We start from the raw sequence: 23,431 nt of genomic DNA, 5'->3' as shown, positions 1-23,431 counted from the left end.
CTGCCACCGCGGCGGAGGAGGTCGTCCTCGCACCAGCGGGAACCGGTGCCGTCGCCTGGTCCCGTCCCGGTCGCCAAGCCTAGCCCCGTTCCCTGCACGGCCGACCCGGGGCCGCGCCGGAGTAGCGTTTCCCCCATGCGTTTCTCCGGCGGAACACCCTCAGGCGACCTCACCTACTCGGACGTCTTCCTCGTCCCCGGCCGCTCGTCGGTGACGAGCCGCCTCGACGTCTCGCTCGCCCCGGGCGACGGCACCGGGGCGACGATCCCCGTCGTCTCCTCCAACATGAACTCGGTCACCGGTCAGCGCCTCGCAGCGACGCTCGCGCGCCGGGGCGGGCTCGGCGTCCTCCCGCAGGACATGCCCCTGCAGGCGCTGGACGCCGCGATCCGCTGGGTGAAGCGCCAGCCGGTCGCCTTCTCCGGCGCCCTCACCGCTTCGCCGGCGACGACCGTGGAGGAGGCGCTGCGCATCCTGCCGGCCGTCGCCGGCCACGGCTTCGTGGTGCAGGAGGAGGGCGGCGCGATCCTCGGCTGCGTCCCGGCCGCGCGCCTGGCGACCGCGCTGCCGGACGCGCGCCTGGGCGACCTGGTGCACTCCGCCACCCCCTCGATCGACGCCGACGACGTGCCCACCGCGCGGGCCGCCTTCGACCTCATGGTGGCCGCCGACCTCGACTTCGCCCCCGTGCTGCACCACGGCGCCCTGGTCGGCACGCTGTCGCGCACCGGCGCCCTCCGCTCCACCGTCTACGACCCGGCGCTCGACGCGGACGGGCGTCTGCGCGTCGCGGCGGCGATCGGCATCAACGGCGACGTCGAGGCGAAGGCGCGCGCGCTCGTCTCCGCGGGCGTCGACGTCCTCGTCCTCGACACCGCGCACGGCCACCAGGAGGGGATGCTCCGGGCGCTCCGGACGGTCTCCGCGCTCGATCTCGGAGTGCCGATCGCGGCGGGCAACGTCGTCACGGCCGACGCGGTGCACGACCTCGTCGACGCGGGAGCGGACATCCTCAAGGTCGGCGTCGGCCCCGGCGCGATGTGCACCACGCGGATGATGACCGCGGTCGGCCGACCGCAGTTCTCGGCCGTCCTCGAGACGGCCGAGCGCGCGCACGAGCTGGGCGCCCACGTCTGGGCGGACGGCGGGGTGCGCTACCCGCGCGACGTCGCCCTCGCGCTGGCCGCGGGCGCCGCCTCCGTGATGATCGGCTCCTGGTTCGCCGGCACGATCGAGGCGCCGGGGGAGCTGCGCAGCGACGCGGTCGGCCGGGTCTACAAGGAGAGCTGGGGCATGGCCTCGGCCAAGGCGGTGCAGGAGCGCTTCGACCGCCTCGACGCCTACGAGCTCGCCCGCAAGCGCCTCTTCGCCGAGGGCATCTCCTCCTCCACCATCTACCTCGACCCGTTGCGGCCCTCGGTCGAGGACCTGCTCGACATGATCACCTCGGGGGTCCGCTCGTCCTTCACCTACGCCGGCGCCCGGAGCGTGGCCGACTTCCACGAGCGGGCGCACGTGGGCCTGCAGTCGGCCGCGGGCTACGAGGAGGGCAAGGCGCTGCCGGTCAGCTGGTGAGCGGGCGCCGCGTGCTAGAACCGAGCCCATGACCATCGTCGACAACGCCGTGTACGTCGACGGCCGCCGCATCCGGAACCCCGACTCGCTCGAGGACACCTTCGAGCTGATGCGCGACGAGCACGGCATGGCCTGGATCGGCCTCTACCGCCCGACGCGCGAGGAGGTCGAGGCGGTCGCCGAGGAGTTCGGGCTGCACCCGCTCGCCGTCGAGGACGCGCTCAGCGGGCACCAGCGGGCCAAGCTCGAGCGCTACGACGACGGGCTCTTCGTCGTGCTGCGGCCGGCGCGCTACGCGGACGCCGCCGAGACGGTCGTCTTCGGCGAGCTGCACGTCTTCGTCGGCCCCGACTTCGTGGTCACCATCCGGCACGCCGACTCCCCGGACCTCGCCCGCGTGCGGCGCCGCCTGGAGGAGGATCCGGCCCTCCTCGCCCGCGGGCCCGAAGCGGTGCTCTACGCGATCCTCGACCAGGTCGTCGACGAGTACGCGCCGGTGGTGTTCGGCGTCCAGGGCGACGTGGACGAGATCGAGGACCAGCTCTTCGGCGACGACTCGGACGACGGACTCTCCGAGCGCATCTACCGGCTCTCGCGCGAGGTCATCCACTTCCAGCGCTCGGTGCAGCCGCTGACCGCCCTGCTGCACGAGCTGCTGCAGGAGTCGACGCCCGTGGAGGGGGAGCCCTCGCCCTCGCCGGAGCGGATCGAGCTGCGCCGCTCCCTCCGCGACGTGCTCGACCACACCATCCGCGTCACGGAGGCGGTCGACTCCCTCCGCGCGATCCTCGACAAGGCGCTCACCGTGCACTCGACGCTCGTCTCGCGGCGCCAGACCGAGACCGGGCTCGCCCAGAACGACGTGGTCCGCAAGATCTCCTCCTGGGCGGCGATCCTCTTCGCTCCGACGCTCGTGGCCGGCATCTACGGGATGAACTTCGACGACATGCCCGAGCTGCACTGGCGGCTGGGCTACCCGTGGGCGCTGGGCCTGATGGTGCTGTTCGGCTTCGCGCTCTACGCGGTGTTCAAGAGGAAGAAGTGGCTCTGACAAATGAACTCAGGCTCGGGTAGGTTGGGGAGACGACCAGGCTGAACGAACGGGTATCAAAATGGGGCAGAAGATCAAGCATGACTACAAGGCAATTAAGTTCGGATATGCAAGCGCAGAAAAAGAGGGTTCCTTACGTCCCGATCTTTTGCTGCAGGGGTTTTACGACCACCAAGATGTGATTGAACAGGCCCGTTACGGGGATAAATTTCTTTTCTTGGGTTATAAAGGTTCAGGGAAATCGGCTATCGGGCAACGGCTGATCTTGGATGGCGCAGATTCAATTGACTTAGTGGTACAGCCGATGGTTTTGAAAGATTTCCCCTTTAATGCTTTTGGCAAGGTGGGTTCTGCGGTAGACGAACCTGAGAGTCGCTACCCTACATCTTGGGCCTGGCTAATATTGTTACGCTTCTTAGATTCCTTTGATAGAGATAGTGCACCGAAAAGTCCTATGTTCGCAAAATCAGTCGCTGCTCTAAAGAAGGCCAACTATTTGCCGATCGGAGACTTTAAGGGACTCGTCGTAACGTCTTCGAAAAATTCTTTCAAGGCACAAATCCCAAAACTTATTGCTGCGACCAGAGAGACTGCGCAGACGTCGGAGGGGGTTGGTCTGCTTCAGCTCGTTGAACATTTGCGAGTCGCTGTCCGAACATTTAAATCGACTTCGCAACACATTATAATCATTGACGGCCTTGACGATATTCTTACCCATAAAGAGATCCAATATGTTTCTCTAGCCGCTCTGTTGCAAGAGGTCTCGCGTATAAATGAGGAGTTTATTGCGTGGTCGGTCCCAGCAAAAGTTGTTCTACTTTGCAGAACGGACCTTTTCGAACTCTTCCCTGACGCAAATAAAAACAAGGTAAGACGAGATAGTGCTGTAAGCCTCGACTGGTATCACGATACCGCGACTCCAGAAAATTCCGCTCTGATGGCGCTTGCTGATCTTCGAGTGCAGCTAGCGACGGGGGATCGATCAGCAACGTTGCTCGACTTCCTGCCGAGTACTATCGACGGCGAACCGATCGTGAAGGCCCTATTGACACTGACTCGCCACACGCCGCGTGACTTTTTGCAACTCTTGGAAAGCATCCAGGTCTTCGCGAAGCCGTTCGAAAAACTAACAATTGAGCAGGTGTCTAGCGGAATGCGGCATTACTCAATTGAATACTTTTTCCCCGAGATCAAGGACGAGCTCGTTGGAGTCGGCCAGCCGGCTGAGATAGATGCAATGTTGCAGCTAATTGCCGCCATGAAAAGTCGAGATTTCAAAGCAGACCAACTTAAGGCCTTCGCAAGTAAAAATAAGGTATCGGCTTTCGAGGATCTCGATATTGATCGAATGCTGAATGCGTTATATGACCGCTCTGCAATAGGAACTCGAACGTCTTCGAGGGCGCTAGAGAAATTCTCTTTCAAGTTCCGTAATCGGAATTCAGTCCTCGGCTACACTGATCATATCATTCTACATCGTGGCATTTGGAAAGCAATGAATGTCGGATAGCATATATTTGGAGGAACGAATGTTGTCAATTATTTTCATCAAAATGACGAATTTAGCCTTTTCGATGTTCTGATCGCCTCGCAAGTCCGCAAAGATCATATTTTTGAGTAGACAAAGGCTAGCGGTGTCCCATCGCGCTTCCGTGAGTTGGTATGGTGAGGGCCATAATGGATGACCCTCCCTCTACCCAAATTGCCGTAAAGCGGACGAACACGGTTCCTGCTTGTAGTCCTCTCGTGACCGGGGGCGACCACCGTGGGAACTGAGTGGCTCCTCCTCGGCGTCGGCCTGCTGCTGACCCTGGGCACCGGCGTCTTCGTCGCCAGCGAGTTCGCGCTGGTGAACCTCGACCGGGCCGACCTCGAGGCCCGTCGCGACCGTGGCGAGACGCGCCTGGGCATGACCATCGCGGCCCTGCGCGTCACCTCCACGCACCTCTCGAGCGCGCAGCTGGGCATCACTCTCACGACGCTGCTCACCGGCTACACGATGGAGCCCGCCCTCTCGACGCTGCTCCAGGAGCCGTTCAGCGGACTCGGCATCCCGGAGGAGGCGCTCGCGCCGGTCATGACGGTGGTCGCCATCGTCATCGCGACCCTGCTGTCGATGATCCTCGGCGAGCTGGTCCCCAAGAACTTCGCCCTCGCTCTGCCGCGGGCGACCGCGAAGCTCGTCGTGCCGCTGCAGACCGCGTTCACGACGGTGTTCCGCCCGGCCGTCGCCCTGCTGAACGGCAGCGCGAACGCCCTGCTGCGCCTGGTCGGCATCGAGCCGAAGGAGGAGCTCTCGGGCGCCCGCAGCGCCGAGGAGCTCTCGAGCCTCGTGCGCCACTCCGCCAGCGCCGGACTGCTCGAGGAGGACACGGCCGACCTGCTCGGGCGCACCCTCCGCTTCTCCGCCCTCACCGCGGGCGACGTGATGACGCCGCGCCTGCGCCTGTCGACGGTCGAGCGCGCGAGCACCGCGCAGGACGTGCTCGACCTCGCCCGCACCACCGGGTTCTCGCGCTTCCCGATCACGGACGACGACATCGACGACATCGTCGGAGTCGTGCACGTCAAGCAGGCCGTCGCCGTGCCCCGCGGCAAGAGGTCCGACGTGCCGGTCACGGCGCTGCGCTCCGAGCCGCTCCGCGTCCCCGAGACCATGAAGCTCGACGTGCTGCTCACGGAGCTGCGCGGACGCGGCTTCCAGCTCGCGGTCGTCGTCGACGAGTACGGCGGGACGGCGGGCGTCGCCACGCTCGAGGACCTGGTCGAGGAGCTGGTCGGCGAGGTCGCCGACGAGCACGACCGCTCCCGGGCCGACGTGGTCAAGCTCCCCGGCTCCACCACCTTCCCCGGCATGCTCCGCCCCGACGAGGTCCTCGACCGCGCCGGCGTGCACATCCCCGAGGAGGGGCCCTACGAGACGGTCGCCGGATTCGTGATGAGCGAGCTCGGCCGCCTCCCCGCCGTCGGCGACCGGGTCGACGTCGAGGGCGGCTCGCTGCGCGTCGAGCGCCTGGACGGCCGCCGCATCGACCGCCTCCGCTTCACGCCCGACCCCGACGCGGATCCCGACGGGATCCCCGACCCGCTCGCCGACGTCGCCCGCGGACACCGCGGACGGAAGGAGTCCGACGATGAGTGACTGGGCCGGAATCGCCTGGCTCGTGGTGCTCCTCGCCGCGAACGCCTTCTTCGTCGGAGCGGAGTTCGCGGTCATCTCCGCGCGCCGCTCCCAGATCGAGCCCCTCGCGGAGAGCGGACGCCGCAGCGCGATCACCGCGCTCGCCGCGATGGAGCACGCCACACTGATGCTCGCGACCACGCAGCTGGGCATCACCGTCTGCTCGCTGCTGATCCTCAACGTGAGTGAGCCGGCGATCCACCACCTGCTCGAGGTGCCGCTGCACGCCGTCGGCATCCCCGACGAGCTCTCCGGCACCGTCGCCTTCGTCATCACGCTGCTGATCGTGTCGTTCCTGCACGTGGTGCTCGGCGAGATGGTCCCCAAGAACATCTCGTTCTCGATGCCCGACCGCGCCGTGCTCCTCCTGGCGCCGCCGCTCGTCGCCATCGCCCGGGTCCTCCGCCCGATCATCGTCGCCCTCAACGCGGTCTCGAACGGAGTGCTCCGCCTCTTCAAGGTGGAGCCCAAGGACGAGGCGAACAGCACCTTCACGCTCGAGGAGGTGCAGACGATCGTCGACCAGTCCACCCGCGAGGGCACGCTCCGCGACTCGACCGGGACCCTCCTCGCCGCGTTCGAGTTCACCGAGAAGAAGGTCCACGACGTCGCCCTGCCCCTCGACGGGATCGTCAGCCTCCCCAGCGGAGCGACCCCCGCCGACGTCGAGCGCGCCGTCGCCAAGCACGGCTTCTCGCGCTACGTGATCCTCGGGGAGGACGGCACCCCCGAGGGCTACATCCACCTCAAGGACGTCCTCGACCTCGACGGCGACACGGAGGGCGCCAAGTTCCGCCTCCCCGTCCCCGCCAAGCGCATCCGCCAGCTCGCCTCGATCTTCGAGGCCACCGACCTCGAGGACGCCCTCGCGATCATGCGGCGCACCGGCGCCCACCTCGCCCGGGCGTTCGACGAGCAGGGCCGCGCCACCGGAGTGCTGTTCCTCGAGGACATCATCGAGGAGCTCGTCGGCGAAGTCGACGACGCCACCCGCCGCTAGGCGCGGGCCGCGGAGGGGCCGTCTGCGGCGTTGTCGTCGGGCGCGATACCGCCGGTATCGCTTCCTCCTCCGCCTTGCATCCGACCCCTCCGCGGCCCGCGCCCGCGGGTGCTGGAGGGGGCGTTGTCGTCGGGCGCGATACCGCCGGTATCGCTTCCTCCTCCGCCTTGCATCCGACCCCTCCGCGGCCCGCGCCCGCGGGTGCTGGAGGCGGCGTTGTCGTCGGGCGCGATACCGCCGGTATCGCTTCCTCCTCCGCCTTGCATCCGACCCCTCCTCGGCCCGCGCCCGCGGGTGCTGGAGGGGGCGTTCGCGGCGTTGTCGTCGGGCGCGGTACCGCCGGTACCGCTTCCTCCTTCGCCCAGCGAATGCCCCCTCCAGCACACGCGCCCCCCTGGAGAAAGGGGAGAGGGGTGCGGCTGCGCCGGCACCAGTGCGCTGCGCCGGCACCAGTGCGGCAGCGGCGGCACCGGGCGGCTCCGTCGCAGGGCGACGTAGGGTGGCGGGATGGGTGAGCGGGTCGGGACGGCGGAGGCGGCGCGGAGCATCAGGGTGCCGCGGGAGGACGACGACAAGTACACGCGCGGGGTGCTGGGGATCGCGACCGGGTCGGAGCGGTACCCGGGAGCGGCGGTGCTCGGCGTCGAGGCGGCGGTGCGGACGGGAGTCGGCATGGTCCGCTACCTCGGACCGGAGCGGCCCGGGGGCCTGGTGCTCGCCCGGCGGCCGGAGGTCGTGACCGCGGTGGGGCGCGTGCAGGCCTGGCTCGTCGGCTCCGGCACCAGCGCCGAGGACCGCAGCGACGAGGAGCGGCGCACCCTGATCGAGCAGCTGCACTCGGGAGTCCCGGTGGTGCTCGACGCGGGCGCGCTCGACCTGATCGACGAGGCCGCAGGCCCGGTCGTCATCACGCCGCACTACCGCGAGCTCGCCGGAGTGCTCGGCCGAGCGGGTCTGGACGCGGACGCCGCGACGATCGCCGAGGCCCCGGGGGAGTGGGCGCGCCGGGCGGCGGACCGCCTCGGAGTCTGCGTGCTCCTCAAGGGCGGCATCACCCACGTCGTCGCGGGCGGCGTCGAGCTCGAGGTCTCCGGATCCACGCCCTGGCTGGCGACCGCGGGCAGCGGCGACGTCCTCGGCGGCGTGCTCGGCGCACTCCTCGCCGGTCGGGCCGCGGACGCCGAGGCGGCCGGGGCGACTCTGACCGCGGAGGACCTCGCCCCCGTGGCCGCCGCGGCCGCCGTCCTGCACGCGGAGGCCGGACGGAGCGCCTCCGCCGGCGGCCCGATCGCCGCGCTCGACATCGCGGAGCACCTGCCCGGAGTGGTCGCCGCACTCCTGCGCTGACACGCCCGTCGGACGAGCGCTGAACCGAACCGGGACCGCCGCCGTTGTCCTGGAGGAAGCGACGCCCGCGGCCCGGCTCACCGGCTCCGCACCGCCGCCTCATCGGGTGCTCGAAGCGAGCACCTCTACCGTCGGATCCGCCGCGTCCGCCTTGACCAGGAGAACAGACATGACCGCGAAGACCACGACTCCCGCCCGCTACGCCCTGACCCTCCTCGCCGGCGCCGGCACCCTCGCCGCGCTCGCCGCCTGCTCCAGCACCACCACGACCGGGAGCGACGCCGCCGACGCGGCGACCACCACCGCTCCGAGCACCGCCACCAGCTCCGCCCCCGAGGCCACCGGCGCCGCGTCTTCCGCCGCGAGCGGCAGCAGCTACGCCGACGGCACCTACGAGGCCGAGGGCGCCTACACCTCGCCCGGAGGGAACGAGAAGGTGGGCGTCTCGCTGACCCTCGCCGACGGCGTCGTCACCGACGTGACCGTGACCCCGGAGTCGGAGAACCCCACCGGCCAGCAGTACCAGTCGCGCTTCGCGGGTGGCATCGCGGGCGAGGTCGTCGGCAAGCAGCTCGACGAGCTGAAGGTCTCCAAGGTGTCGGGGTCCTCCCTCACCTCCGGCGGCTTCAACGACGCCGTCGAGACCATCAAGGCCGATGCCACGGCCTGACGCCCCGACGGTCCTCGGCCACGCGTGGCGGTTCGACGCGATCGGCACCGGCTGGCAGATCGACACCGCCGAGCCGCTCGAGCCCTCCCACCGCTCGCGGGTCGAGGCGCGCATCGCGGAGTACGACCGCACCTGGTCGCGGTTCCGTGACGACTCCGCCGTCTCGCAGCTGCGGGTCGGAGGCGAGCACGTCTTCCCCGACGAGGCGGCCGACCTCTTCGCACTGTACGACGTGCTCGACGAGCTGACCGGCGGGGCGGTCACCCCCTTCGTCGGCGGCTCTCTCGAGCAGCTCGGCTACGACTCCGCGTACACCCTCGTCCCGCGCGGACCCGCCGTCCCCGCTCCCTCCTGGGCCGCCGCCCGACGCGGGGCGGCGGGCCTGCGGATCGAGCCCGGGACCGTCGTCGACGTCGGCGCCGCGGGCAAGGGCCAGCTCGTCGACCTCGTCCTCGAGGAGCTCGACAGCGCCGGGCCCGCCGTCGTCGACGCGAGCGGCGACCTCCGGGGCATCGGAGCCGGACCCGTCCGGGTCGGCCTCGAGCACCCGTGGGACCCGAGCAAGGCACTGGGAGTGGCGGTGCCCGGCGACCGCGCGCTCTGCGGCTCGGCGAGCAACCGCCGCGCCTGGGGCAGCGGCCTCCACCACGTCCTCGACGGGCGGACCGGAGCTCCGGTCGAGACCGTCGTCGCCACCTGGGCGGTGGCCGACACGGCCCTCGTCGCCGACGGGCTCGCGACCGCGCTGTTCGTCTGCCCGCCCGAGGCCCTCGCCGAGCGCTTCGACTTCGAGTTCGTCCGCGTCCGCAGCGACGGCACCCTCCACTACTCGCCTTCCTTCCCCGGAGAGGTCTTCCGATGATCGGCACCTTCGACCGCGCCCTCGGCCGCGTCACCACCTACCGGCTGGTCTGGATGACGCTCGCCGCGCTCCTGCTCGTCGCCGTCGGCTACGCCGCAGCCGGCCTGATCTTCTCGACGCCGCTCGAGATCCTCGGCACGACGCTCGTCGCCGTCGCCTCGACGGCCCTGGTCAGCGCGGTCCTCGCGCGGCTGTTCCGCAGCCGCGCGCACCTGGAGTCCTCGCTCGTCACCGGTCTGCTGATCGCCTGCCTGCTCTTCCCGACGGCCGATCCTCGCGGGCTCGCCGTGATCGCGCTCGTCGGCGCGATCGCCGCCGCGTCCAAGTACGTCCTGGCCTGGCGGGGCCGCCACCTCTTCAACCCGGCCGCGGTCGCCGTGCTGATCATCGGCTTCACCGGGCTCAACGCCGGAGCCTGGTGGATCGCCAGTGGCGCGATCTGGCCGTTCGTCGTCGTGGGCTCCCTCCTGATCGTCGCGCGGGTCCGCCGCTGGGCCGTCTTCGCCGTCTTCGTCGTCGTCGCCGGCGGGGTGTCCGTGCAGCAGGCGGTGCAGAACGGCCAGGACCTCGGCGCCGCGGCGGCCCTGGTCCTCACGGCCTACCCCTTCGTCTTCGCCGGCGCCTTCATGCTGACGGAGCCGCTCACGCTCGCGCCGCGCCGCTCGCAGCAGCTGATCATCGCGGTCGTCGCAGCGCTCGTGGCGAGCGTCCCCTTCCACATCGGCGTCGTCTCCGCCACTCCGGAGCTGGGCCTCGTGGTCGGCAACGCCCTCGCGTTCGCCTTCGCATTCCGCCAGCGTCGGCGGCACACGCTCGAGCTCGCCTCGACACGCGTGCTGGCGCCGGGCATCGCGGAGTACCGCTTCCGCTCCCGCTCGCCGCTGGCCTTCGAGCCGGGCCAGTGGCTCGAGCTCGACCTGCCGCACCGCGCCGACAGCCGGGGCAGCCGGCGCACCTTCTCGGTCTCCTCCGCTCCGTCCGACGGCGAGATCGCGATCGCCCTGCGGATGCCGGAGAAGGCGAGCAGCTTCAAGCGCGCCCTCGCCGCTCTGGAGCCCGGCGACTCGCTCCGGGCGACGAGCGTCGGCGGTGACTTCGTCCTGCCTGCCGATCCCGCCGTGCCACTGCTGCTGGTGGCGGGGGGCATCGGGATCACCCCGTTCGCCAGTCAGCTCCGCTCGCTCGCGGACGGTCCGCGGCGCGACGTCGTCGTCGTGGTCGCCGCGCCGAGCCTCGCCGAGGTCGCGTACCGCGACCTGCTGCAGGAGTCGGGGGCCCGGGTCGTGCTCTGCTCGAAGGAGGCGCCGACCGACCTGCCCGCACGGTGGTCGCACGTCACAGGCCGACTGACCGCCGAGCTGCTCGCGGATGCGGTGCCGGACGCCGGCCGCCGCGTGGGCTACGTCTCCGGGTCGCCGTCGTTCGTCGACTCGGTCCGCGGCGCCCTGCGCGGTGCCGGGCCGAAGCGGATCCGCACCGACGCGTTCGCCGGCTACTGAGTTCGTCGGGTCGCGACGCCGGCCGCTGACGCCCGGCGGCGACCGACGCCGCCGGGGGGACCGATGCCCGGCGGGAGCGGCGCTCTCAGGCGGGCTCAGGTGCTGCCAGGGTCCCGTTCAGCGGCCCCCCTACAATGACGCGGTGCCGTCCTCCCCTCCCCGAGCGTCCTCCCGCCCCCTCGCCCGGCTGCGCGAGAACCGCGACTCCGTCGCCGTGCTCTGGGGCGCCTTCGCGCTGGTGCACGTGGTGCTCTCCCTCCTGGCGCTGTTCGCTCCGGGTCTGCCGATGGGCGACGTCAGCATCGTCTACAAGGAGTGGATGAGGACCGCCGTCGAGGGCGGCGGCATCGCCGGGATCGACACGGGCTGGGTCTACCCGATCCTCGCCTGGGGCCCGATCGCCGCCTCCTGGCTCTTCGGCTCGGCGGGCTACGACCTGATGTGGCTCGTCCTCGTCGCGCTCGCCGACGCCGCCGCCTTCGCCCTGCTGCTGCGCGGCCGGTCGGCACCGCGCCTCGCCGCGGCGCGCTGGTGGCTGCTGTTCCTCGTCCTCCTCGGGCCGATCGCGATCGGCCGCATCGACGCCTTCACCGCGCCGCCGGCCATCGCCGGGATGCTCTGGGCTGCGACCCGTCCGGGCGTCGCGGCGCTGCTGCTGACCGTGGCCACCTGGATCAAGGTGTGGCCGGCCGCGATCCTCGCCGCTGCCGTGCTGGTCCTGCGCGGACGGCTGCGGATGGTCCTCGTCCCCGCGGTCGCCTCCGTGATCATCGTGCTCGCGGTCGTCCTCGTCGGTGGCGGGGACCAGGTCTTCAGCTTCGTCACCGATCAGACCGATCGGGGCCTCCAGATCGAGGCCGTCGTGAGCACTCCCTGGATGTGGCTGTCGGTCCTCCCGGGATCGGGGAGCTACGTCTACTACGCCGCCGACATCAACACCTTCGAGATGCACGGGCCCGGCACCGAGTTCGCGGCGAGCCTGATGACCCCGCTGCTCGCTCTGGCCATGCTCGGCGTGGCCCTGCTGGGTGCCCGTGCTCTCGCCCTCCGGGCGGACCCCGCGAGGCTGTTCCCGCTGCTCGCGTTGACCTTCGTGGTCGTGTTCATCGACACCAACAAGGTGCTCTCGCCGCAGTACATCGTCTGGCTCGCGCCGCCGGTGATCGCCGGGCTGATCGCGTGCCGCGACGGCGCGTTCGACCGGCCCGCGAAGCTGACCCTCGTCACTGCGGCTCTGACCCAGGTGGTCTACCCGTACCTCTACCTCTTCCTCCTCTGGTCGCACTGGTGGATGGTGCTCGTGCTGACCGTGCGGAACATCCTCCTCGTGGTGCTGCTCGGCTGGCTGCTGCGCGAGCTGTGGAGGATGGGGACGGCGCGGGTCGTCGCACCCGGCGCCACGACTTCCGCGTCGTCGCTGACCGGCGAGACCCGCCTGGCGCCCCAGGGCTCGTAGGCTCGGAGGGCGCGGGGCCGGCACGCGGTGCGCGCAGTCAAGGAGGCTCCCATGCTCGTCGCATTCTCGGTCGCACCGTCCGGGGGCGAGGCGCCCGACGCGTCCGTCCACGACGCCGTCGCCGCCGCCGTCCGCATCGTCCGCGAGAGCGGCCTGCCGTCGCGGACGACCTCGATGTTCACCGAGATCGAGGGGGAGTGGGACGAGGTCTTCGACGTCGTCAAGCGCGCGACGGAGGCCGTCGGAGCGTTCGGGACGCGCGTGTCGCTCGTCCTGAAGGCGGACATCCGCCCCGGCTACTCGGGCGAGATCGACGGCAAGACCGCCCGGCTGAACGACGCGCTGGGGGAGTAGCGGGTCCGCGCCGAGACCTCTCGTGTCCGGGCTTTCTCGAATCGATTCGACATCCGCCCGATCCTGAGTAGCCTTGACCGGTGACGCTCTCGCCCGCTCGGACCCGCCTCGCCCTGCTCGCCCTCGCGATGGGGGGCTTCGGCATCGGCTCGACCGAGTTCGTCGCGATGGGGCTCCTCCCGCAGCTCGCCGCCGACCTCCTCCCCGGGGTCTGGGCCGTGAGCCAGGAGCAGGCCGTCTCGCAGGCCGGGATGCTGATCTCGGCCTACGCACTCGGCGTCGTGGTCGGCGCCCCCACCATCGCCGCCGCAGCGGCGCGCTGGCCGCGCAAGAGGCTCCTCCTGACCCTCCTCGTCGCCTTCACCGTCGGGACGATCGGCTCGGCGCTGCTCCCGAGCTTCCCGCTCGTCCTCGCCGCGCGCTTCGTCGCCGCGCTCCCGCACGGTGCCTACTTCGGCATCGCCTCCCTGGTCGCCGCCGACCTGATGGGTCCCGGCAAGCGCGGCAAGGGAGTCGCGTTCGTCCTCTCCGGGCTCACGATCGCGAACGTCGTCGGCGTGCCCGCGATCACCTGGGTCGGGCAGGTGGCCGGCTGGCGCAGCGCCTACCTCGTGGTCGCGGTGCTCTTCGCGCTGACCGTCGTGGCCGTCCAGCTTCTGGTGCCCGCGCAGCCCGGGAATCCGGCGGCGACCGTCCGCAACGAGCTGCGGGCGTTCGGGCGCCTGCAGGTCTGGATGACCCTGCTCGTCGGCGCCATCGGCTTCGGCGGACTCTTCGCGATGTACAGCTACATCTCGCCGCTCGCGACCGAGGTGACGGGCCTGCCGCTCGGCGCGGTCCCGTGGATCCTGGTCGTCATCGGCCTCGGGATGACCGTCGGCAACCTCGTCGGCGGCTGGGCCGCCGACCGCGACGTGCGGCGGGCGCTGGTGGTGTTCTTCGCCGGCGTCGGCGTCTCGCTGATCGGGCTCGCGCTGTCGGCCTCGTCGGTCGTCGGGCTGGTGGTGTTCGCGTTCCTCTCGGCGGGCTTCTCGGCCGCCGCGTCGCCCGCGATCCAGACCCGGCTGATGGACGTGGCGCGCGACAGCCAGACGATCGCGGCCGCGCTCAACCACTCCGCGCTCAACATCGGCAACTCGGTGGGTGCCGCGCTCGGCGGCCTGACGATCGCCGCCGGACTGGGCTATCTGTCGCCCATCTGGGTCGGCGTGGGCCTGACCGCGGCAGGAATCGTGCTCGCCCTCGGCAGCATCGCGATCGACCGCGCCCGGGGCACGGTCTACCCGGTCCACCGCGAGCCCGCCCAGCCGGGCACCGGCGGCATCCCGGTCGACGCACTGTAAGCAGAGCGCGGCCCGGGCCTCTGGGAGACTCTCGGCATGCGCGCCGTGAGCTACTCGTCCTTCTCCGCCCTCCCCGCGATCATCGAGGTCCCGGAGCCCGTCTGCCCCGTCGACGGCGTCGTCGTCCGCGTCGCGGCGACCGGGGTGTGCCGAAGCGACTGGCACGCGTGGAAGGGGCACGACGACTCGGTCGTCCTTCCGCAGATCCCCGGGCACGAGTTCGCCGGGACGGTGATCGCGACGGGAGCCCAGGTGTCGCTCTTCGCGGTCGGTGACCGGGTCACAGCGCCGTTCGTGTTCGCCTGCGGCGACTGCGAGCAGTGCCGGGAGGGGGCGACGCAGGTGTGCCTCCGGCAGCAGCAGCCGGGATTCACCCTCGACGGGTCGTTCGCCGAGGCGGTGGCCGTGCCGGGTGCGGATCTGAACCTGGTGCGACTGCCCGACTCCGTCGGCTTCGTCGAGGCGGCCGGTCTCGGCTGCCGCTTCGGGACCGCGTACCACGCCCTGCACGAGCGCGGCCGGGTCGCCCCGGGGGAGTGGGTCGCGGTGCTGGGCTGCGGCGGAGTCGGCCTCTCCGCGGTGATCGTCGCGCTCGCGGCCGGGGCCCGTGTGGTGGCGTCGGACGTCTCCGCCCCGGCGCGGGAGGCCGCAGCCGCGCTCGGGGCGGTGACCGTCCCCGGAGGCGAGGGTGCCGCCGAGGCGATCCGGGCGGCGACCGGAGGAGGTGCGCATCTGGCGATCGACGCCGTCGGAAGCAGCGTCACGGCGGAGGCGTCGATCGCCGCCCTGCGTCCGCGCGGCCGGCACGTGCAGGTGGGTCTGCTCCTCGGGCCCGATGCCGCACCGGCGATCCCGCTCGGCCGGGTCATCGCCCAGGAGCTCGAGCTGCTGGGCAGCCACGGCATCGCCCGAAGCGGCTACACGGCCCTCCTCGACGACGTCGTCGCCGGCCGTCTGCGCCCCGCCGACTCCGTCGGCCGCACCATCGCCTTCGAGGACCTGCCCGCCGCCCTCGCCGCGATGGACGCCCCCGCCGCGACGCCCGGCATGACGGTCGCCGTCCTGGCCTCCTGACGCGGGCCCGCAGGAGCACGGGCAGTCCCGGTCCGGTGGGTCTCGATGCCGCGCGTCCCGCGGCCTCTCGACCAGCATCGACCCGTTGCCCGTGCCTGGTGGGTCTCGATACGCCGCGTCCCGCGGCTACTCGACCGGCACGACTCGGGCACGCCCGCCCTGCTCGACCGCAGGAGCAGGTGGCCGCCGCTCGACGAGGTGGAGCCCGCCGACAGCGATCCGCGTGTCAGCGGATCGATGCCGGGCGACGCGCCCCGCTCTGCGGAACGCACCACGTCGTGAAGCCGACCGCGCCGCGGCGGGCGGGGACCGCCGCGCCCTCGTGGAGCCCGCCGACAGCGATCCGCGTGTCAGCGGATCGATGCCTGGCGACGCACCTCGCTCCGCGGAACGCACCACGTCGTGAAGTCGACCGCGCCGTGTCGGGCGGGGACCGCCGCGCCGTAGTGGAGCCCGCCGACAGTGATCCGCGTGCCGGCGGATCGATGCCGGGCGACGCACCCCGCTCTGCGGAGCGCACCGCGTCGTGAAGTCGACCGCGCCGCGGCGGGCGGGGACCGCCGCGCCTTTCGTGGAGCCCGTCGACAGCGATCCGCGTGCCAGCGGATCGATGCCGGGCGACGCACCCCGCTCTGCGGAACGCGCCACGTCGTGAAGCCGACCGCGCCGCGGCGGGCGGGGACCGCCGCGCCCTCGTGGAGCCCGCCGACAGCGATCCGCGTGCCAGCGGATCGATGCCGGGCGACGCACCTCGCTCCGCGGAACGCACCACGTCGTGAAGCCGACCGCGCCGTGGCGGGCAGGGACCGCCACGGAAGAGGACTCAATCCGTCTCGATGAGGATCCCGTCGTGGATGGCGCGCTTGCGGAGCGCCACCTTCGTGCCGACGTCGATGCCGACGACGCGGTACTTCTCGCGGATCCGCTTGAGGTACGACTTCGCCGTCTCCTCCGAGATGCCCAGCTCGAACGCGACCGACTTCACCGGCTCGCCGCCGCCGTAGAGGGCCATCACGCGGCGCTCCTGCGCGCTGAGCTTCGGCGCTCCGTCGGAGTCGCCGGTGGAGAGCGCCATGTCGAGCTCGTGCGAGATGTAGGAGTGGCCGTCCTTGGCCGCGCGGATCGCCTCGACGATCATGTCCGCGTCCTCGGTCTTCACCAGGTAGCCGAGGGCTCCTGAGGCGAGCGCCTCGCGGACCACGGCGGGCTCGGAGTAGGTGCTCATCAGCACGGTCTTCACCCCGGTGGTCTTGAGGGTCGAGAGCTTCACCGAGATCGGGATGTTGTCCTTGAGGTCGAGGTCGAGGAGGACGACGTCGACGGGGAACTCGGGGTGCGTGAGCAGCTCGGGCCAGGAGGCGACCGCGGCCACCAGCTGGATGTCGGAGGCGGCTCCGCGGATCCACTCCGTGAGGGCTCCGAGGAGCATCTTGTGGTCGTCCACGACCGCGAGAGTGATCTTCGCGTCAGCGGTGAGTGTCATCGGTGTCCTTCGGTCGGCGGTCTCTCGGCGGCTGCTCACCGGTCGGCGGGATTCTCGACCAGGCAGTCGATCTCGATCCGGAGCTCCCCGTCGCGCGAGGTGTCGCGGAAGACGCCGACCTGAGCGATAGCCTCCCACGTCGCAGGATCGACGCCGCGCAAGGGCGCGCCTGAGGAGCGGAGCGTGATCGGCACGAGCAGTCCTCGAGCGGCCGTCCCGACTCCGGGATCGCGGGGGCTGCCCGACTCGACGTGGAGGACCACGGCGAGCCCGGTCGCGCTGTCGGCGATCAGCCAGATCGCCGAGAGGAGCCCGTCGCGCTGCTGGTGTCCGAGGAGCCCGGCGGTGCCGTCCGGGTCGTCGAGCTCGACGAGCGGCGCGAGCAGCTCGGACTCGAGCACGGCGTGGTGCAGCCAGGTCTCGCGCCGCCCCTCGATGAGGTGGAGGCGGAGCTGGGTGGCGAGCGAGGTCGCGTGCGCGGCGCGCTGGGCGTCGAGGGGCAGGCGGACCGAGCCGTCGCCCACCTCGGCGAGGAGGCGCTCGGCGGCGAGGTCGAGCCGTGCGAGCTCCTCCGAGGCGAGCATCCCGACCGCGTAGCGCGGGCCGAGCGTAGTGCTCTGCACGAGGGCGCGGTCGATCTCGAGCTGGACCATCCGGCGGAACCCGCGCATCATCACGACCACGACGACGGCCGGCGCGATCGTCACCACGAGGGCGCTGATGCGCACCGAGAGCGCGCCCGCGCCGCCCGACTCCATCGAGAGGAACGCGATCACCTCGGCGATCGCGACGAGGGCGCTCACCGCGAGGATCTCGATCCCACGCCGGTGGACGATCAGCGCGGCGTGCGCGACGGCGCCTGCGACCGCGGCGGTGGGGACGGTGCGGGCCGCGCCGGAGTCGGTCACGGCCACCAGGTCGAGCACGACGGCGGCTCCGAGGGCGACGAGGAAGCAGAGGTAGACCGGGAGCGGCAGGCGGCGTCCGCCGAGGTGGATCGCGAGGACGGTGGACCCGAAGGCCAGGACGACGAGGACCCAGGCGATCGCCGCGGGTGCGAGGTCGCTGTAGCGGGCGGAGGTCGAGAGGAAGATCAGCAGCTCGTAGGCGAGGATCGCGGCGGCGATGCCGTTGAGGCCGCTGCCGAGGTAGTTGGTGCCGAGCCCCTCCTGCTGGCGGCGGACCGAGCGGGCGGACCGGGAGGAGCGGCCGTGCGTCGCGGGCACGCGTCCCAGCAGCGGGGCCCGAGACTCCGGTGCGGGGCTCATTTCGGGACCTCCAGCACCACGGTCGTCCCCGATCCGGGGGCGCTGAACAGGCGGGTGCGGCCGCCGACGTCGCCGAGCCGGGCGATCACCGACTCCTTGAAGCCGAGCTTCGTGTCGGGGACGGTCGCGATGTCGAAGCCCGCGCCCGCGTCCGTGACCATCGCGCGGACGGTCGTCTCGTCCTCGGTGATCGTCACGTCGGCCGAGGCGACGCCGGAGTGGCGGCGCACGTTCTCGAGGCACTCCGCCAGGGCGAGCACGAAGGAGTCGAGGGCCGCGCCGGTGAGCGCCACCTGGCCGGAGCCGTGCCAGATCACGTCGAGCCCCATCCGGCCGAAGCGGTTGCGGACGGTCTCGAGGGTGTTGGCCGCGGGGGCGGAGGTGACGCTGGTCAGCTGGTAGGAGCCGGACGCGCTCGGGGTGGGGGTCCCGCCGAGCCGGAGCTGGCGCAGGAGCTGCGCGTCCTGCGCCGCCTGCTGACGGAGCGCGTCGACCGACACTCCGCGGCCCGAGTGCGCGAGGAGCGTGAGGGTGGCCAGCACCGTGTCGTGCAGGAGCCGCGCACCCTGCCGGCGCTGCGCCTCCGTCTCGCTGGCGAGGCGCTCCACACGGTGCGCGTTGCCGATGCTGTCGATCCGCCGCACCACCCGAGGGACCGCTGTGCCGATCCAGAGGGCGAATCCGCAGAGCGTGCCCCAGGGCAGCAGGCTCTGGACGACCACGGTGGGGATCATGGTGCCGCTCGAGACGAGCACCGACGGGATCAGGCTCGGGAGGACCACTGGCAGCAGCAGGAGCAGTCGGCGCGCGGACGTCGTCACGACCACGGCGATGCTCGCGGTCACGGCGTTCGCGGTGTTGACCAGGACGAACCCGGCGAAGTCGGCGCCCGGAGCGAGCCCCAGCGCGAGGCCCCAGCCCAGCAGCAGGCCGCCGACGGCGACGGCGATCACGCGGCTGCGGCGCCCCGTCCGGGCGAGCTCGACGTGGGCGGCCATCATGCCCAGGAGCAGCGCGACGGCGAACGGCACGGCGGCGGGCTGGAGCGTCCCGGGGATGAGGGCCATGCCGAGCGCCCCCGCCTCCGTGAGCAGGCCGATCCCGCAGGCGGAGTGGCGCAGCAGCCGATCGCGCTCGCGGGCGCTGCGGATCATCGGCACGCTCTGGCCCCCTCCGGTCGTGGCGCGGGGCTGGCCCCCGTCTCACGATAGCCACTGGCCGGGCCGGTCGGCGCGGTTCGGGGGCGTCGAACCGCGCCGGAGTCGGGCGGGTCAGGCCGTCGCGGGATGCGCCAGCAGCCGGGCAAGGTGCGCGCCGACCGCGTCGTCCTCGATGAGGAACCCGTCGTGGCCGAAAGTCGAGGTGATCACCGCGACCTCTCCGCCGTCGAGAGCGCCGGGAGCGTGCGCCGCGATGATCCGCTGGCCCTCGACCGGGAAGAGCCGGTCGCTGTCGATGCCGAGGACGAGGGTCGGGCTGGTGATCCGGGAGAGGGCGGCCGCCTCGCCGCCCCGGCCGCGGCCGACGTCGTGCGAGTTCATCGCCTCGACCAGCGTGATGTAGCTGTTCGCGTCGAAGCGGCGGGTGAACTTGTTGCCGTGGAAGTCGAGGTACGACTCCACGGCGAAGCGGCCGCCGCCGCCGAGCGGGCTGAGCCCCGACTGCCAGCTGCGCTCGAAGCGGTCGTTGAGCTCGGAGGGGCTGCGGTAGTTGAGCAGTGCCATCCGGCGGGCGAGCGCGAGGCCGTGGTACGGGCCCTGGCCGTCGCCCGCGTCGTAGTAGGAGCCGCCCGCGAAGGCCGCGTCGTTGCGGATCGCCTCGAGCTGCACGAAGTTGAGGGCGATCTGGTCGGCCGTGGCACGCGGGGGAGCTGCGAGGACCGCGAGGCGCGCGACCCGCTCCGCGTGGTCGATCCCCCACTCCAGCGCCTGCATCCCGCCCATCGAGCCGCCGATGACGGTGTGCCAGCGCTCGACGCCGAGCAGGTCGCTGAACTGCACCTGCGCCCGCACCTGGTCGCGGATGCTCGTGTACGGGAACCGTGCGCCCCACTCGTGGCCGTCCGGGGCGAGGGACGCGGGCCCGGTGGAGCCCTGGCACCCGCCGAGCATGTTCGGGGCGACCACGAAGAAGCGGTCGGTGTCGATCACGAGGCCGGGGCCGACGAGTCCCGACCACCAGCCGTCCGTCGCGTGGCCGGGATCGCCGCGGCCGAGCAGGTGGGAGTCGCCGGTCAGCGCGTGCAGGACGAGGACGGCGTTGTCGCGGCGCTCGTTCAGAGCGCCCCAGCTCTCGTAGGCGATGCGGGCGTGGGGGAGGCGGCCGCCCGCCGCGAAGTCGAACGGGCCGAGGTCGACGAAGCGGCGTCCGCCCGGGTGGTCGCCGTCGCGCCAGGCTCCGGTGGCGGGCGGCTTGCCGATGACCGAGAGGAGCTGGCGCTCGGTGACGAACGCCGACGGGACCGTGTCCTCGAGTGTCTGCTGCCAGTCCATAGCGCTGTCCATCGTGTCAGAGCGCCGCGGGGCGGAGCCGTTTGTTACGCCCTGCTCCCCCGCTCCTCCGCCCGCGCGCGGAGCGCCCCGACGTGGTCCCCGAGGACGGGGACCCCGTCAGGGCGCCGAGGGGTCTCAGGCGTTCGCGCGGGAGGCCTCGACGACGGCGCGCGCGGCGCGGAGGGCCTGGTCGAGGTCGGCGCGGAGGTCGTCGACGTTCTCGAGTCCCACCGACAGGCGCACCAGGCCCGGAGTGACGCCGGCGGTCAGCTGCTGCTCGGGCGAGAGCTGCGAGTGCGTGGTCGACGCGGGGTGGATGACGAGCGAGCGGACGTCGCCGATGTTGGCCAGGTGCGAGAACAGCTCCAGCGAGTCGACGAAGGCCCGGCCGGCGTCCACTCCGCCCTTGAGCTCGAACGAGAGCACCGCGCCCACGCCCTTCGGCGCGTAGCGGTTGGCCGCGGCGTACCAGGGCGAGGTGGGCAGGCCCGAGTAGTTCACCGAGGCGATGTCGGAGTGGTTCTCGAGGTACTCCGCGATCTCCTGCGCGTTCTGCACGTGGCGCTCGATCCGGAGCGAGAGGGTCTCGATGCCCTGGATGAGCTGCCAGGCGCTCGCCGGGGCGATCGAGGCGCCGAGGTCGCGCAGCAGCTGCACGCGGGCCTTGATGATGTAGGCGAGGGAGTCGCCGACCGCGTCGGTGTAGACGGCACCGTGGTAGGACTCATCCGGCGTGGTGAGGCCGGGGAAGCGCTCGGCGTTCGCAGTCCACGAGAAGCGGCCGCCGTCGACGATCGCTCCGCCGATGACCGTGCCGTGGCCGCCGAGGAACTTCGTCGCCGAGTGCACGATGATGTCCGCGCCGTGCTCGAAGGGGCGGATCAGGTAGGGCGTCGCGATGGTGTTGTCGACGATCAGGGGCACGCCGGCGTCGTGCGCGACATCGGCCACGGTGCGGATGTCGAGGATGTTGATCTTGGGGTTGCCGACGGTCTCGGCGAAGAACAGCTTCGTGTTCGGGCGGACGGCGCGGCGCCACTCCTCGCGGTCGTCCTGGTTCTCGACGAAGGTCGTCTCGATGCCGAGCTTGGCGAGGGTGTACTTGAAGAGGTTGTAGGTGCCGCCGTAGATCGAGGACGACGAGACGATGTGGTCGCCGGCCTGGGCGATGTTCAGCACGGCCGCGGTCTCAGCGGCCTGGCCCGAGGCGAGCAGCAGGGCGCCGGAGCCGCCCTCGAGGGCGGTGAGCCGCTCCTCCACGACCGCCTGGGTCGGGTTCTGGATGCGGGTGTAGATGTTCCCGAACTCGGCCAGCGCGAACAGGTTCTGGGCGTGCTCCGCGTTGTCGAAGACGTAGGAGGTGGTCTGGTAGATCGGCGTCGCGCGGGCCTTGGTCACCGGGTCCGGCGCGGCGCCCGAGTGGATCTGCTTGGTCTCGAACTGCCACTTCTCGGAGTCGGTCATGGTGCTTCCCATCGGATCGTCGGGGTCGGGGACGGGGCCGTTCTCCGTCGCGACGAGCGTACGCGGGGGCCCGCCGGGCGGCCAGGACCGCCGACACACGGGGTAACGGCCGTCAGCGCCGCTCGGGCTGCCGGTCGCGCTTGGCGCCCGTGGGGTCGGCGCGGTCCGGGCGCCGGGGCCTCTCGTCGGCCGCCGGGGCGAAGAGCCAGGCCGCGCGGGGCTCGACCAGCCGGTGGAAGACGGTGCGGGTCCAGCCCAGTGAGAGCGCGACCGAGACCGCGATGCAGAACACGATCATCAGCGCGAGGGCGAGCGTGCTCTCCGTCCGCGAGAGGATCCCGGACTCCCGCAGCGGATAGAGGACGAAGCTGTGGAGGAGGTAGACGTACATCGTCGACTGCCCCCAGGCGGTGAGCGGGGTGCGGCGGCGCGGAACCAGCGCGAAGAGCGCGAGCGAGAGCACGACCGCTCCGGCCATCAGGGCCAGCCGCACCAGCCCGGCCCACCACTGGGTCTCGCCGAGGGCGTCGTAGGGGCGGTCGTAGAAGAACCAGTAGCGCAGGTCCGCCGCTCGGAACGCCTCGATGTTGACGGTCATGACGACCGCCGTGACCGCGAAGAGGACGACGGCGAGGATCCGGGCGAGGAGGACCCGCGACGGCGGCTGATCGAGCCAGCGCTCGACGGCGGAGCGGCCGCCGGGGGCGAAGCCGCGCAGGCGCCAGCCGAACACGAAGAACGGCAGGATCCCGATCGCGCGTGCGAGCGAGAAGGTCGAGTCGATGTTGTCGTAGTAGCTGACCCCGACCGCGAGCACCACGCTGATCAGCAGCGGCCAGCGCAGCAGCGCCAGGTAGGGGAGGACGAGGCGGAAGATACCCAGCGCGAGCAGGAACCACAGCGTCCAGCTCGGCTTCGTCGGGTTGAACTCCTGCTTCCCCTCGACCAGGAACTGCACCAGGGTCCAGATCGTCTCCATGATCAGGTAGGGCAGGAGGATGTCGGTCAGCACCCGCCGCATCGCGCGCCCGCTCGGTGCGCCGCTCTTGGAGAAGTAGCCCGAGATGATCGCGAACGCCGGCATGTGGAAGGCGTAGATCGTCAGGTAGACGATGAGCGAGGTGTCGGAGTTGGCCGTCAGCCTCTGGACGCCGTGCCCGATCACGACGAGGGTCACGCAGACGAAGCGCGCGTTGTCCCAGAGGGGCACGCGGCGCTTCGGGGTGACGGCTGTCCCGGCGGTCGCGGGAACCGGGTCGGCGGGCGGCACGCGGCCAGACTAGCGTTGGGCTGCGACGACGGAGTCGAGGGT

19 protein-coding genes are annotated in these 23,431 nt (G+C 71.2%); 13 read left to right on the top strand and 6 right to left on the bottom strand.

Annotated elements, in window-relative coordinates; translation table 11 throughout:
* Nucleotides 1-135 precede the first annotated feature (135 nt).
* The 13 genes from C5C69_RS00570 (at nt 136) to C5C69_RS00515 (ending at nt 15,412) form a co-directional block, all read left to right on the top strand.
* Nucleotides 136-1,575, top strand: a complete 1,440-nt coding sequence (locus C5C69_RS00570) for a GuaB1 family IMP dehydrogenase-related protein (protein WP_104249514.1) — start codon at nt 136-138, stop codon at nt 1,573-1,575.
* Between the two features lie 28 nt (nt 1,576-1,603).
* Nucleotides 1,604-2,626: a magnesium/cobalt transporter CorA gene (gene corA / locus C5C69_RS00565; RefSeq protein WP_104224113.1), complete on the top strand. Its 1,023-nt coding sequence runs from the start codon at nt 1,604-1,606 to the stop codon at nt 2,624-2,626.
* 61 nt (nt 2,627-2,687) lie between these two features.
* The gene (locus C5C69_RS16585) at nt 2,688-4,136 is read left to right on the top strand and encodes a P-loop ATPase, Sll1717 family (RefSeq protein WP_146083583.1); all 1,449 of its coding nucleotides are present in this window, start codon (nt 2,688-2,690) and stop codon (nt 4,134-4,136) included.
* 255 nt (nt 4,137-4,391) lie between these two features.
* Nucleotides 4,392-5,768, top strand: a complete 1,377-nt coding sequence (locus C5C69_RS00560; protein WP_104225499.1) for a hemolysin family protein — start codon at nt 4,392-4,394, stop codon at nt 5,766-5,768.
* Nucleotides 5,761-6,807: a hemolysin family protein gene (locus tag C5C69_RS00555; RefSeq protein ID WP_104224111.1), complete on the top strand. Its 1,047-nt coding sequence runs from the start codon at nt 5,761-5,763 to the stop codon at nt 6,805-6,807. The genes C5C69_RS00560 and C5C69_RS00555 overlap by 8 nt, the downstream gene beginning before the upstream one ends.
* 507 nt (nt 6,808-7,314) lie before the next feature.
* On the top strand, nt 7,315-8,154 hold the full coding sequence (locus C5C69_RS00550) for an ADP/ATP-dependent (S)-NAD(P)H-hydrate dehydratase (RefSeq protein ID WP_104257089.1): 840 nt from the start codon (nt 7,315-7,317) through the stop codon (nt 8,152-8,154).
* 169 nt (nt 8,155-8,323) lie between these two features.
* Nucleotides 8,324-8,824 (top strand): FMN-binding protein, encoded by a 501-nt coding sequence (locus C5C69_RS00545; protein WP_104224453.1) that lies wholly within the window; start codon nt 8,324-8,326, stop codon nt 8,822-8,824.
* A complete protein-coding gene (locus C5C69_RS00540) occupies nt 8,811-9,686 on the top strand; it encodes an FAD:protein FMN transferase (protein WP_104257088.1) in 876 nt (291 codons plus the stop codon). The genes C5C69_RS00545 and C5C69_RS00540 overlap by 14 nt, the downstream gene beginning before the upstream one ends.
* Nucleotides 9,683-11,185 carry an oxidoreductase gene (locus C5C69_RS00535; protein WP_104257087.1) on the top strand — a complete coding sequence of 501 codons (1,503 nt, stop codon included), beginning with the start codon at nt 9,683-9,685 and terminating at the stop codon, nt 11,183-11,185. The genes C5C69_RS00540 and C5C69_RS00535 overlap by 4 nt, the downstream gene beginning before the upstream one ends.
* Before the next feature lie 142 nt (nt 11,186-11,327).
* Nucleotides 11,328-12,641, top strand: a complete 1,314-nt coding sequence (locus C5C69_RS00530) for a glycosyltransferase 87 family protein (RefSeq protein WP_181126992.1) — start codon at nt 11,328-11,330, stop codon at nt 12,639-12,641.
* Nucleotides 12,642-12,692: 51 nt separating this feature from the next.
* Complete coding sequence (locus C5C69_RS00525) at nt 12,693-12,995, top strand: thiamine-binding protein (RefSeq protein ID WP_104257085.1); 303 nt, start codon at nt 12,693-12,695, stop codon at nt 12,993-12,995.
* A 128-nt stretch (nt 12,996-13,123) separates the two neighbouring features.
* A complete protein-coding gene (locus C5C69_RS00520; RefSeq protein WP_104257102.1) occupies nt 13,124-14,338 on the top strand; it encodes an MFS transporter in 1,215 nt (404 codons plus the stop codon).
* 36 nt (nt 14,339-14,374) lie between these two features.
* On the top strand, nt 14,375-15,412 hold the full coding sequence (locus C5C69_RS00515) for an alcohol dehydrogenase catalytic domain-containing protein (protein WP_104257084.1): 1,038 nt from the start codon (nt 14,375-14,377) through the stop codon (nt 15,410-15,412).
* Between the two features lie 823 nt (nt 15,413-16,235).
* Here the strand turns inward: C5C69_RS00515 and C5C69_RS00510 are convergent.
* From C5C69_RS00510 to C5C69_RS00485, 6 genes are all read right to left on the bottom strand, one after another.
* Complete coding sequence (locus C5C69_RS00510; RefSeq protein ID WP_104232779.1) at nt 16,236-16,895, bottom strand: response regulator; 660 nt, start codon at nt 16,893-16,895, stop codon at nt 16,236-16,238.
* 35 nt (nt 16,896-16,930) lie between these two features.
* The gene (locus tag C5C69_RS00505; RefSeq protein ID WP_104325356.1) at nt 16,931-18,121 is read right to left on the bottom strand and encodes a hypothetical protein; all 1,191 of its coding nucleotides are present in this window, start codon (nt 18,119-18,121) and stop codon (nt 16,931-16,933) included.
* A 38-nt stretch (nt 18,122-18,159) separates the two neighbouring features.
* Nucleotides 18,160-19,317 (bottom strand): sensor histidine kinase, encoded by a 1,158-nt coding sequence (locus C5C69_RS00500; protein ID WP_104257082.1) that lies wholly within the window; start codon nt 19,315-19,317, stop codon nt 18,160-18,162.
* Between the two features lie 117 nt (nt 19,318-19,434).
* Entirely contained in the window at nt 19,435-20,655 is a 1,221-nt protein-coding gene (locus C5C69_RS00495) for a homoserine O-acetyltransferase (protein ID WP_104257081.1), read from the bottom strand.
* 135 nt (nt 20,656-20,790) lie between these two features.
* Nucleotides 20,791-22,119 carry a bifunctional o-acetylhomoserine/o-acetylserine sulfhydrylase gene (locus tag C5C69_RS00490; RefSeq protein WP_104237865.1) on the bottom strand — a complete coding sequence of 443 codons (1,329 nt, stop codon included), beginning with the start codon at nt 22,117-22,119 and terminating at the stop codon, nt 20,791-20,793.
* A gap of 112 nt (nt 22,120-22,231) precedes the next feature.
* Complete coding sequence (locus tag C5C69_RS00485) at nt 22,232-23,389, bottom strand: acyltransferase family protein (RefSeq protein WP_104325355.1); 1,158 nt, start codon at nt 23,387-23,389, stop codon at nt 22,232-22,234.
* Nucleotides 23,390-23,431: the final 42 nt, after the last annotated feature.

This window comes from Rathayibacter sp. AY1C7 (genome assembly GCF_002931865.1).
Classification (GTDB): Bacteria; Actinomycetota; Actinomycetes; order Actinomycetales; family Microbacteriaceae; genus Rathayibacter.
Note: the sequence above shows the minus strand (reverse complement) of the source record. Positions and strands in the feature narration are given on the sequence as shown.

Bases quoted from the DNA above. Each gene is read 5' to 3' on its own strand.
- C5C69_RS00570 (WP_104249514.1), top strand. From the start codon at position 136: ATGCGTTTCTCCGGCGGAACACCCTCAGGCGACCTCACCTACTCGGAC.
- corA (WP_104224113.1), top strand. From the start codon at position 1,604: ATGACCATCGTCGACAACGCCGTGTACGTCGACGGCCGCCGCATCCGG.
- C5C69_RS16585 (WP_146083583.1), top strand. From the start codon at position 2,688: ATGGGGCAGAAGATCAAGCATGACTACAAGGCAATTAAGTTCGGATAT.
- C5C69_RS00555 (WP_104224111.1), top strand. From the start codon at position 5,761: ATGAGTGACTGGGCCGGAATCGCCTGGCTCGTGGTGCTCCTCGCCGCG.
- C5C69_RS00550 (WP_104257089.1), top strand. From the start codon at position 7,315: ATGGGTGAGCGGGTCGGGACGGCGGAGGCGGCGCGGAGCATCAGGGTG.
- C5C69_RS00545 (WP_104224453.1), top strand. From the start codon at position 8,324: ATGACCGCGAAGACCACGACTCCCGCCCGCTACGCCCTGACCCTCCTC.
- C5C69_RS00540 (WP_104257088.1), top strand. From the start codon at position 8,811: ATGCCACGGCCTGACGCCCCGACGGTCCTCGGCCACGCGTGGCGGTTC.
- C5C69_RS00535 (WP_104257087.1), top strand. From the start codon at position 9,683: ATGATCGGCACCTTCGACCGCGCCCTCGGCCGCGTCACCACCTACCGG.
- C5C69_RS00525 (WP_104257085.1), top strand. From the start codon at position 12,693: ATGCTCGTCGCATTCTCGGTCGCACCGTCCGGGGGCGAGGCGCCCGAC.
- C5C69_RS00520 (WP_104257102.1), top strand. From the start codon at position 13,124: ATGGGGGGCTTCGGCATCGGCTCGACCGAGTTCGTCGCGATGGGGCTC.
- C5C69_RS00515 (WP_104257084.1), top strand. From the start codon at position 14,375: ATGCGCGCCGTGAGCTACTCGTCCTTCTCCGCCCTCCCCGCGATCATC.
- C5C69_RS00510 (WP_104232779.1), bottom strand. From the start codon at position 16,895: ATGACACTCACCGCTGACGCGAAGATCACTCTCGCGGTCGTGGACGAC.
- C5C69_RS00500 (WP_104257082.1), bottom strand. From the start codon at position 19,317: ATGATCCGCAGCGCCCGCGAGCGCGATCGGCTGCTGCGCCACTCCGCC.
- C5C69_RS00495 (WP_104257081.1), bottom strand. From the start codon at position 20,655: ATGGACTGGCAGCAGACACTCGAGGACACGGTCCCGTCGGCGTTCGTC.
- C5C69_RS00490 (WP_104237865.1), bottom strand. From the start codon at position 22,119: ATGACCGACTCCGAGAAGTGGCAGTTCGAGACCAAGCAGATCCACTCG.